This is a genomic window from Nocardia sp. CC213A (genome assembly GCF_030766805.1).
Taxonomy (GTDB): Bacteria; Actinomycetota; Actinomycetes; order Mycobacteriales; family Mycobacteriaceae; genus Nocardia; species Nocardia otitidiscaviarum.
On the sequence record NZ_JASFXA010000005.1, the window covers coordinates 394475 to 403971 of the forward strand.

Genomic DNA, 9497 nt, shown 5'->3' on the forward strand with positions numbered 1-9497 from the left:
CTGTGATTTATGTGGGCCGACACGGAGGTTCGCCGCGCAAGGTCCTGACCGTCAAGTAATGACTGATGTTAGCGAGCGTTCGTTTCATGTAATTGGAGTGCTACCGGAAAGTTCTGGAGAACCCGAGTACGCATATACAATCGGCTTGTACCACCGATATGGTCATCCTGAAATGGCAGTATTCGGTCTACCTTATGAGACATCATCCCGCCTTCTTGCGTCGGTCTGCGAACTTGTATCCGAGGGTTCGAGATTCACGCCGGGAGCGATATCCAATGATATCCTCAACAACTATCCAGTGGTGTTCTTGGAGTTTCAGCATTCAAAATATGAACAGTATCTAGGTAAAGCTCTACAGTTCTATAGAGACGATAACTTTCCGACGCTCACAATGTGCTGGCCCGACAAGGACGGTAACTTTCCTTGGGAGGAAAACGCGCCTAAATGGATGTCAGATCGACAGCCCGAAGTGTGGGAGCCTGCTCAAGGCTTTCTTGGCAGCAATCTGGAGAAGTCCGAAGGGAGGCGCGCTTGCAACAGTGAGCGGATATGTTTGATATTCAAAATTACTTCAGACGATACTGGATGGCCCCCGGTTGACCATGAGAAAGTATGGGCGAGGCTGACGGCACGCCCTGGCGTTGTCGAGATCGACAGTACACCCTGGTGGGTCAGGGATGTTGCGAAAGGAGACACCTTCGAGGTTCACACAGGCGAAAGTGGAGAACGTTACGCAATAAGGAAAGTGTCTGCTTCCGGCAACTGTACGATTCGGATCATCCCCCTACTGGATGGTCCACTCGCGGGCAGTAAGAAAGCCGTGCTAGCCGCTTTCGCTGCTGTCGGCGTGGAAGGCGCAGGCCTTGAGGCCTTCAACATACTCGCGTTCAATGTTCCATCTGACGCTGACTTGAAATCTGTGAAGCGTCTCTTGGATGAGGGCGTGAACAATGGGTTGTGGGACTACGAGGAGGGCTGCGTGAGCAGTGCTTGGCATGAGCCTTAGAACGACCGTGAGAGCGAACACAACAGGTAATTTCCACCGTTGGTGGCGCTGCCCGGCGAGATCATATAGATCGGGAGCTGGAAGTCGATGGCTTACCTGTCTGCGGCAGTGGGCGGATTTGGGATCGGCACGACCACTGTCACGTGGATCAGCGACTGCAGCCCGATTATCGACCAAACTGTCCACAACCTCACCATCAGCGGTATCCACACCTACTACGTGACCAACGGTGACACCCCGTCCTCGTTCACAACGTCGGATATGACTAATAGGCAGCAGATTCTTCAGCAAGGAACCATTGGGAACCGGGTGCTTAACAGGATCACCGAATCCACGCAGCATCAGTGCGGGTAGCTCCAGAACAACTTGGTTGAACTCGTCGTCAGTCAGGTCACAGACGCATCCACTTTCTACTACATTCAGCGTGAAAGCGTTGCCCTGATCGTCGCGGCTTCCGTTGCTCATATATTTGCTAGGTCCGACCCCGATTCTCTTCGTCGGCTCGGTTAGCTCGATCGCCAGCGTTCCGGACAATCGGTTGAAAGACTGCAGGTGACATGTGAGAAAGTGGCATGAAGCACGAGCGTTTGCACGCAGAACGACGAGGACCTGGATACGTTGGGGATGAGTCTGATATTGCCCGCCGTGCCGAAATCGATGGATGATATTCTCGGAAAGTCGGCAGAGCGAAAGTGGCATACGAACCAGGCTTTGAGATGGGGTTCACAGTTGGCCCGTTCGGAGACGAGTCCATCGCGATCCATTTCGAGCCAGCAGGGATGATTTATGAAGTGCCTCCAGGAGAGTATCTTTCTGTAAGGATATCTGGTACTTCGCCTGATGCACCAGAGATCCGACACACACCCTTCGGCGATTGTAATTTTGGGGTGGGTTGACTCTTCCCTTCAGGCGTGGGATATGAATGGGCGGAACCTGGAGGTATGAGGACGAATGGTGTAGTTATCGATCGGTTGAGCTGAAGTCACCAATCTTGTTGCATCCGAACAATTCAGAACTATCGGAGTTTATTCAGTTGTAGACCTGGTATTCGAGATGGACGGTTGCATCAAAAAATATCACTCGGATGAACTCTATTCCTTGTAGCACTGTACTGTCACGAAGGCCGTCCAGATGGGGCTGAACTGACGCAATCCCGAGAAAGTTGCTCCATGCCTGTACGTAAGCACGTCACGCTGTTGCGCGGTGCAGTTACCGCCGGTGTCGCGGTGGCTGTCCTCAGTCTCAACGTCACTGCCCTTGTCGGCTGCGGGGGTAGTGGCTCGTCGGCGTCAGCGTATTGCGACGCGGTCGCCGAGGTGGGCGATATTGGTGTCGCGTCCTCGGTGCCGTCGCTGGATGTCGTGACAAAAATTGGGAAGGTCGCCGACGTGGCCCCTGAAGGGATCGCTACAGAATGGCAGGCGTTGGCCGATGCGCTGGAGCAGGCGATCAGTGCTCGCGACAAAGCCACCCCAGAGATGGCCAACCCCAGCCAAACGCTCGCCGACTTGGATCGGCGAGTCAAGAATAGTGCGCAGATCGGTGTGTCGGTAGACACGGTGATCGAGCATGTCACGGCCAACTGCGGAGATCGGGTGCGCGGTAGTTGAACTGACCGGTCCCAGATAGCAGAGTGAAACACCCCGTCTTTCGAGACCACCACCCGGGTCTTTGAGTCCAGGTCTTCGATTCGTTCCGATGATGCCGCAGGCCACGGGATCGTTGGTGGTGGTGTGGCACGGTGAACTCGTCGAGCACGCCGGTGATGAATGACCGGCCGTCGATGAGGATGATCTCGAAGGCGGAGACGAGGCCGTCGGCTTCGTCTCCGGGATCGACGATTCGAGGATGTGCTCGATGCGGTCCTCGCCGAGTGTGTCTCCGATCTTCAGGTCGTCTGCCGCTACGCGGCGATCTCGTAGAACGCCATGGAATTCGACCTCCGATACGTGGGCGGAACGGGCGGGCGGGGTTAGCGGGCAGGGCGGCGGCCCGGGGCCAGGCCGCGGTGTTGGTGCAGATGACGACCTCGGAGCCGGTGTCGAGTTTGCGCAGGATGCACACGGCTCCGGCGACGCGCCCGGCGAGGTTCGGTGCGAGGGCCCCGGCGCACGACCGGGGCCGCGACCCCGGTCGCGGTGGTGCACAGGGGCCACTGGTCGTCGCTGCCGAAGTGCTTGGCCAGATACACCACGCGCAGCGCGGCGGGTGTGGGCGCTGCGGGGTGTGTGGGGGTGGTCATTTTGGTCTCGTCGGCGAAAGACCGCCCCGGCAATGGCACTTCGTTCTCGGATCGTGCTGGCCTGCGCAGAGAGCGGATCGAACACCGAGGTGGCGCGGCAGGTGGGTGTGTCGCGAGAAACGGTGCGCAAGTGGTGACGCTGCGGCGCGCTGAGCGGCGCAGTGCTCACCGCGAAGCTGAGGATTCGTGACGTCCCCGGGGGACAGGCACATGAACGTGAGCGTGTCGCGAGACTACTCCCGACTGATAGTCCCGCACGTTATTACTGCTGCTGACGCCACCTCGATGGCATCCATGGCCTATCCCGAATGAGGTATGCGGCTGTGGGTGCCAGCGGTCTTCCTGTTGGTCTCCCGTGGGTTTATTGGTAGGGTCGCGAATCGGACCGGACGGTTGAGCAGGGGGTTTCGTTCCGCGCGATGACGATCAAGCATGTGAACTTCGGGTTTAACGGTGATGACGATTGGGAAGAAGAGCCGTACCGCGCGCCCACTTCAGCGCCGCAGGCACCGCAGCGTCCACCGGCAGCACTTGACACACGTCGAGAGGAAGCCATCGCGCAGACCCTCCGCGGATCGTCCTTCGTTTCGATGGAAGTAGATGCCGGGCTTCTTCCCGTGGCGTTCGAATTCACATCGAACTGGCAGTACCAAGTCTCCCCGCATGAGGTGGGGCGCGAGCTTCTGAACGCCTACAACGCGGCAGTAGCACGGCGTCTCGCATATCTCACCGCCGCTAGTGGTGGATATCTCGGGCCCGACTATTCGCATAGTCATTTTCTGTCAAGCCGCGCACGAACTATCCTTCTTCTCGAGGCTGAAACCTGGGATGAGTACTCCCGACTCCAGGCGCAGCTATACAGTTTTCGCCAGTATCACGCTCATGGTTCGGCCACGGTGAACGACGAACCAGCAGTAAGTATTTTAGGCGATCTTGAGCGGATCCGTTCTATTCAGGTGTGGTCCCAGTGGAGCGGTTGCGCCGACTCATACCAGATCGAAGGCGAGATATTCGAGTGCGTCCATAGGATCCGCGCGTCGCAACCTAGATACGCAGTTCGACGGGACTGGTCGCGCTACACCGATGAACAACTAACCGAGCTAAAGGACGCGCATCGGCGTAATCTGATAGAGAGCACTAGGAGCTGACATGGCAGGCAGTCTATCCGTAAGTTTGGAAGAACTTCGAAAAGCGGAACATGCCTGGACTGATGCTGGCGTTAAACTAGCAAACGCATCCGTAAAGGCGCAAAATCAGCTTTCGCTGGATCAATCCAAGGTGGGCATATTTTCTGAGTTCTTTGCGATCTACGAGACTGTTCCGGTCTATGCCTTTGATCGACTCTCCGAGGGAATAAAAGCGTGTGGTGCCGTGAGTGCGGCTTTGAGGACAGGTCGGCAGATTTATGCACAACAAGAACAGGTGAACCAGGACACCTTCGAGGGATTGAACTAGGGCAGCGACGGTGACGTATCAAACCGATCTTCAAGACTCCATTAACAAGGTCAAGAACAACCAGGCCGCCGTCGCAAACCTGGCCGACGAGATTTACGACAAGTTTGATTGGTTCATCGTCGAGCGGCGTAATCTTGGCCCGAAATGGGTGGAGGACCTCGTTTACGGCGTTGACGATTTACCGCATATCGCCTGGTTGAAGGACAAGCGCGATGAGGCGATAACGTACGTGAACAACATGCTTCATGGAACTGGCGGGGACACCCGATTCGCCCTTGAGGTCTTCATTGTGGGGATGGATCTGCCGGTTGATCTCATAGCGAAGGCCGGAACATGGCGATCCATCAAGAATGATGTGATTCTGGCTCAGGCTGCCCAACGTGCAACATTCACGCTCCAGAGCACTTGGGATGGCGAGGGGGCCGAAGCCTACGAAAGTATGCGATTCAGGCAGCAGGATCAAGCCTTCAATGCGATGATTAATGTCGCTGAATCGACCGCGAGCGAGCTGGAATCCATCGCCAAAGACGTTTCCGGATTTTATATGAGCTTGCAAGAGAAGCTAGTCGACCTCATCAACACGGTGAAGGACTTCTTTGGCAAAATTCTCAGCCTCAGATTCGTCTCAGCTTTTGTGGATGCGGTGTCCGAGTTGACTGGAACAATCATTGGAATCATGGGGAGTATTGTGAATGCTCTAACCAGCACCTCGGCGTCAAGCAATCGGCTGGAATACCTGACCCAGGGGCAGGTCGGGTTTTCGTCGACAAACCAGTGGCCACAGCCGGATATCTTCCTGTTCTCCGACTTCTCGACGGCCGATGGCAATGGTTCCGATTGGGGCTGGAAGTGAATAAGTCCAGCCACCGAGTTACCGCGACTATACTCCTTATGCTCGTTGCGCTGGGGGGCTGCGGGTTCTTCGGGAATTCCACTCCGGACGGGCCAAGTGAGTACAGTCAAGGGCGGCTGTGCGCCGAATTCACGGAGTTCGTCAAGAACGAACTGTCAGCAGACGTTGAATACCGAGAAGCCGCAGGTGACGATAGGCCGATCGGGTATTCGACCGGATGCCGTCCGGCACCTTCCTCGGGGCCGAGTGTCGGGCAGCTGGTGATGTCACGTTCCACCGAAGATGGGACTTCTGAGCCAAATGAGCCGAGCTACGAGCCGCAGAATGGATTCGACGAGGACGTCTGGATCGCGCCCGACAATAGATTCCGCGTCCAGATTGGGCGGTGGATCGGAACGATGGAACTCTATCGAATGGAATTGACCAATGAACAAACCCGGAAGTCCATCGAGTTTTTGATTCGCGAGACACGAGCGGTACGCGGCTGATGTGTCCAGCAACCCTCGAAATCGCTCGGCAGCTCTACCCGGTCGGCCAGCACGTGACCGGCAGGGTCACGCTGATCCCCCCACCGGGCATCGCAGGGTTGTTCGTCGGCCTGGGCACAGGCACACCGCCACAGGGATTCGTAGACGTACTCACGCACGACGGTCACCAGGTCAGGCCCGTCCCGCTCGACCCTGCCTACCGTCCACGTCCCGCCTGCCGATAGATGAGCAGCGGCTATACGAGCTGAAACGGCTCCTGTCGGGCGATCACGCATAGCCACGTCCCGGACAGAGACTAGAATGGCCCTGTCTCTTCTGCCGCACCCGCCTTGGCTGGTTCGGCCACCACGATGCGGCTAGATGAGCGCGTTCCAGTAGGCAGCGGTCAGATCCGGATCCGAGCCCGGGCCTTCTCCCACCTCGTATTCAACCTCCGTGCGGTTGTCTGCGCCTCGCCAGAGTGACTGTGCAACAAGATCCGAAACCCCCTGGGCTCGGGCGTCATAGCCTTTCCGGCAGCCGTGGAAATCAATCCAGTCGGCGCACCGTGCTCACCATGGATATGTTGCAGCGCTCGCACGAAGACTTCGAATCCGTGGCGACGCTCAGCAACCAACAGGTGCCCGGCGCGGGGTCGCAGTCGTAGGACGTCGTCAGCTCGGCGAGGTACTTTTCGTTGCAGCACAGGACCAGACGGCAAGCGAGGCTGCGAATTCAGGTTGCGGGCAGCGGCACCGCCCTGCCTGTTGCTCGCAGCGTGCGCGGGCGCGGGGACCTGGCACCCGACCGAGGTCGCGACCCCGGTCGGGTCGAGCGTAAATGGGCCACGGTGTACACCGCGCCGGGGGTGTCATTGGTGGGGGGGTGCCCCGCCCCGGGGCTGGAGCGGGGCGGGGTTGGTCAGGCGTCGCGTACGGCCGCTACGGCGGCGCGGGCGATGGCGGCGGCGATGGCGGCGGGGTCGGTGAGGGTGTGCACGGTCGCGCCGGTCAGCGGGGTGGACCGGGGGTGCGGGGTCAGCCACAGCACCGCGCAACCGCTGGCGCGCAACCGGTCCAGGCGTTTTTGGGCGGCGCGGCGCGGGATGTCCTCGAAGTGGCCGTCGGAGATGATGACCAGCAGCCTCGTGTTCTCCGGGCGGGACAGTCCGAGTGCGCCGTCGAGGGCGTCGATGGCGGTGTCGATGGCCTCGTAGTCGTCGGGGGCGGGGAACTCGGTCACCTTGGCCGGGACGGTGCCGGGGTGGGTGATGGGCAACACCTTGGAACCGAAGGCGAGGGTGGCGGTGTCGGCGGGCATCGAGGCCAGGTGCGCGGCGGTGGCCAGGATCCAGGCGGCCGAGGCGGTGTCCGCGACGAAGCGGCGCATCGACCCGGACCGGTCGCAGGCGATGCCGAGGCGCAGCGGCGGGATCGGGACGGGTTTGCGGGTGGTGCGGGTGAACGGTTGCGCGGTGGGCAGAGCACCGGCGGCGCGCTGGGCTTCCCGCGCCATGACCCCGCGCATGCGTACCCGCCCGGGCGGCAGCGCGGAGGTGGTCTTGCTGGTCGCGCGTTCGCGCTGGCTGGCGGTGTTGAGTGCGCGGGCCAGCGCCCGGGCGGCGGTGCGTTCTTCGGTGCGGGGTGTGCGGGTGCGGTGCCCGTGGGTGCCGGGGCGGATGCGGGTGCGGAACACCGAGGCGGCGGTGATGGCGGCGCGGTCGGCGTCACGGGCCTCGCTGCGGGCGGCGTGGTCGGCGGCGGCGGCGGGGTCGGCCGGGAGCCGGTGCTCGGCAACGGCTTTCGCGATGTCACCGAGGCTGCCGGAGATGGCGGTACCGAAGCTCGAACCGGGTTGAGGGGTGGTGTGTGGTTCGGGACCGACGAGGGCGAACCAGCGCCGCCCGAGTTCGAGCATGCCCCCGGCGTTGGTGTCCGACAGCCGGTGCGCGATGCGCCACAGCGTCCGCAGCTGCCGCAGCAGGTCGCGTCCGAGCACGGCTTCGATGGCGGCGGCAGCGGGCGCGGTTTCGGCGGCAGTGAGCACCCCCGCATCGATGCGGGCGAGCATGAGGGCGGCAGCGTGCGCGGCGGCGTAGCGGGTAGGGGCAAGCGCCTCGGTGTTGGTGAGTCCGCCGGTGTCGGCGAAGACCAGCTCGCGCACGGCCGCGCGCAGCCAGTGCCGGTCACCGGGGCGGCGGCGCAGGTGGGCGGCTTCGGCGCGGCCTTCCTCGAGAAGCATTGCCGCCCCGGCGGTCTCGGGTTCCGTCGGGCGGGGCGGGGTGGTCCAGCGGGTGTGGCGGGCGTGGGCGCATTCGTGGACGAACGCGCCCCAGGTGGGGGCGTAGCGGGTGCGGTCGGCGGGCCGCCACGGGCGGGCGGTGGCGGGGGCGATGCCCAGGTTCGTGCCCTCGATCGCGATGGTGGCGGTGTCGGGGTCGAACCAGGCCAGCGCGCCTGTGCCCGCGCCGGGGGCGATGGTCGCGGTCAGGTCGCCGCGCCCTGCGATGGCGGGGGCTTCGGCGGTCAGCGCCACGGACAGGGCCTCCCAGCCGGGGTCGGTGGGTGTGGTGAGCGGGCGGGCGGGGCGGGTGGCGGTCACGTGCGGGGCGGTCATGGTGGGCGGTCCCTTCGGGTGTGGTTCGGGGGTGGGGGCCGGTGTCCCCGGGCGGGTGCCCGGGGACACCGGGGCGGGGTCAGAACTTGAGGCGCGCGCCCAGCGACAGCGGCTTGTAGGCGGTGCCGAATTCGGCCTTGACGACTTCGGCGACGATGGCGCGGTCCTCTTCGGGGGCGGTGCCGATGAGGTTGGCGGCGGCGGTGGCGGGGTTGACCGCAGCGGCGATCTTGGCGAATGCCAACAGCTCTCGCAGTTGCGGAGCCCACCCGATCTCCCCGCGCGTCACCCGCACCGCCAGCGCCCGGGCGGTGGCCACCGCGCGCTCGTCCACGCCGAGCCCCTCGGCGAGCTCGTAGTCCGAGGTCACCTCGACCTGGAACGCGAACCGGCTCGCGAGGGCCTCGGACAGGATCGCGCCGTGCACGCCGGGGTTGTGCCCGGCCACCACGAAGAACCCGGGGGCGGCTTTCACGATCTCCCCACCGTGGGCCTTGATGACGATCTCGCGGCGGCCGTCCATGGCGGGGTACACCACCGCCAGCACGCTCGGCGGGATGAGGGTGGCGTCATCGATGAACAACACTGCCCCGGCCTTCATCGCCCGCACGAGCGGGCCGTGCACGAACTCGAAGCGCCCGTCCGGGGTTTGGGTGTACTCGCCGACGAGATCGGCGGCGGTGGTGTCGGCGTCCCCGGCCACGGTGTACAGGTCACCGAAGGCGGCTTCCATGAGGCTGGTCTTGCCGGTGCCGGGCGGGCCGTACACCAGCACCGGTACCTCGCTGGCGCGCATCCGGGCCAGGACCTCGACATCGGGCAGCCCGGCCAGCGCGCGCGGGTGGTAGAGCTGCCCGT

Annotated in this window: 8 protein-coding genes; 6 read left to right on the forward strand and 2 right to left on the reverse strand. The window is 62.3% G+C overall.

Annotated features, from left to right (window positions below; all coding sequences use genetic code 11):
- The first annotated feature begins 58 nt into the window (after positions 1-58).
- The 6 genes from QJS31_RS12575 (at position 59) to QJS31_RS12605 (ending at position 6044) form a co-directional block, all read left to right on the forward strand.
- Positions 59-1006: a DUF4262 domain-containing protein gene (locus tag QJS31_RS12575; protein ID WP_306356774.1), complete on the forward strand. Its 948-nt coding sequence runs from the start codon at positions 59-61 to the stop codon at positions 1004-1006.
- 1169 nt (positions 1007-2175) lie between these two features.
- The gene (locus tag QJS31_RS12580; protein ID WP_306356775.1) at positions 2176-2616 is read left to right on the forward strand and encodes a hypothetical protein; all 441 of its coding nucleotides are present in this window, start codon (positions 2176-2178) and stop codon (positions 2614-2616) included.
- A 1051-nt stretch (positions 2617-3667) separates the two neighbouring features.
- A complete protein-coding gene (locus tag QJS31_RS12590) occupies positions 3668-4396 on the forward strand; it encodes a hypothetical protein (RefSeq protein ID WP_306356776.1) in 729 nt (242 codons plus the stop codon).
- A gap of 1 nt (position 4397) precedes the next feature.
- On the forward strand, positions 4398-4703 hold the full coding sequence (locus QJS31_RS12595) for a hypothetical protein (RefSeq protein WP_306356777.1): 306 nt from the start codon (positions 4398-4400) through the stop codon (positions 4701-4703).
- Positions 4704-4713: 10 nt separating this feature from the next.
- Positions 4714-5556, forward strand: coding sequence for a WXG100 family type VII secretion target (locus QJS31_RS12600; RefSeq protein WP_306356778.1), 843 nt, complete (start codon positions 4714-4716; stop codon positions 5554-5556).
- A 38-nt stretch (positions 5557-5594) separates the two neighbouring features.
- Positions 5595-6044, forward strand: coding sequence for a hypothetical protein (locus QJS31_RS12605; RefSeq protein ID WP_306356779.1), 450 nt, complete (start codon positions 5595-5597; stop codon positions 6042-6044).
- 900 nt (positions 6045-6944) lie between these two features.
- On the opposite strand, the gene QJS31_RS12610 is transcribed toward QJS31_RS12605, so the two are convergent.
- A complete protein-coding gene (locus QJS31_RS12610; protein WP_306356780.1) occupies positions 6945-8639 on the reverse strand; it encodes a hypothetical protein in 1695 nt (564 codons plus the stop codon).
- Positions 8640-8718: 79 nt separating this feature from the next.
- A partial coding sequence (locus QJS31_RS12615; protein ID WP_306356781.1) for an AAA family ATPase occupies positions 8719-9497 on the reverse strand: 779 nt, incomplete at its 5' end.

What these genes read in the sequence shown, in the direction of transcription:
- QJS31_RS12575 (WP_306356774.1), top strand. Translation starts at nt 59, where the DNA reads ATGACTGATGTTAGCGAGCGTTCGTTTCATGTAATTGGAGTGCTACCG.
- QJS31_RS12580 (WP_306356775.1), top strand. Translation starts at nt 2,176, where the DNA reads ATGCCTGTACGTAAGCACGTCACGCTGTTGCGCGGTGCAGTTACCGCC.
- QJS31_RS12590 (WP_306356776.1), top strand. Translation starts at nt 3,668, where the DNA reads ATGACGATCAAGCATGTGAACTTCGGGTTTAACGGTGATGACGATTGG.
- QJS31_RS12595 (WP_306356777.1), top strand. Translation starts at nt 4,398, where the DNA reads ATGGCAGGCAGTCTATCCGTAAGTTTGGAAGAACTTCGAAAAGCGGAA.
- QJS31_RS12605 (WP_306356779.1), top strand. Translation starts at nt 5,595, where the DNA reads ATGCTCGTTGCGCTGGGGGGCTGCGGGTTCTTCGGGAATTCCACTCCG.
- QJS31_RS12610 (WP_306356780.1), bottom strand. Translation starts at nt 8,639, where the DNA reads ATGACCGCCCCGCACGTGACCGCCACCCGCCCCGCCCGCCCGCTCACC.